Origin of the sequence: Gilliamella sp. B3023 (assembly GCF_026536845.1) — a bacterium.
GTDB classification, from domain to species: Bacteria; Pseudomonadota; Gammaproteobacteria; order Enterobacterales; family Orbaceae; genus Gilliamella; species Gilliamella apicola_E.
Window position 1 is genome coordinate 1 of record NZ_JAFNNH010000076.1, and the last position, 591, is coordinate 591.

Here is a 591-nt window from a genome sequence, read left to right on the forward strand (position 1 = left end):
GCCGCAAAATCGCTTTTTTTATGGCTAAACGACGTTGACTCCTTGAGTCAGCTTACTTTTAATTGCTTAATACTATTTTTTATCACCCCCACCCCCGGCCTAAGGATTTAGAACGAAGAAATAAGAACTAAGGATGGGAGCATAGTCCATCTTCGGGGTTGTTCTGCCTATGCACGAAACCAATGTATGAGCTCACCATAAACTGGTCATTACCATGCGGGTCACTACCATCCGGGTCACTAGTCCAGTAAAAATGCCCGTTGTTGAAACCACCAACACCAGAGTAATCTTCCATTTTGCCCCACTCCGTGAAAAAACCAGAACCTATATGGCGCATAATATGATTACCCTGCGAGGAAGGGGTGGCGCCGACTGAACCGAGACAGTCATAATCATTGGTAGAACAAGATGCATTGGTTAAATCCTTTACGCGAGGCATACGATAACCAATGCTATTACACCAAGATAATGTATTAGAATAAGAGTCATATTTATCACCACGGTGGACGAACCACTGCTTCAAAGTAAAACCATATTTGACGACTGGAGTACCATTACTATCACGACCGACCAACTCGAAGGTCTGAGGCA

1 protein-coding gene is annotated in these 591 nt (G+C 44.0%); it reads right to left on the reverse strand.

Translation table 11 applies throughout. From position 1 onward, the window contains the following. Nucleotides 1–127 precede the first annotated feature (127 nt). On the reverse strand, nucleotides 128–591 hold a 464-nt coding region (locus J3U16_RS12040; RefSeq protein WP_267343221.1), incomplete at its 5' end, for a hypothetical protein.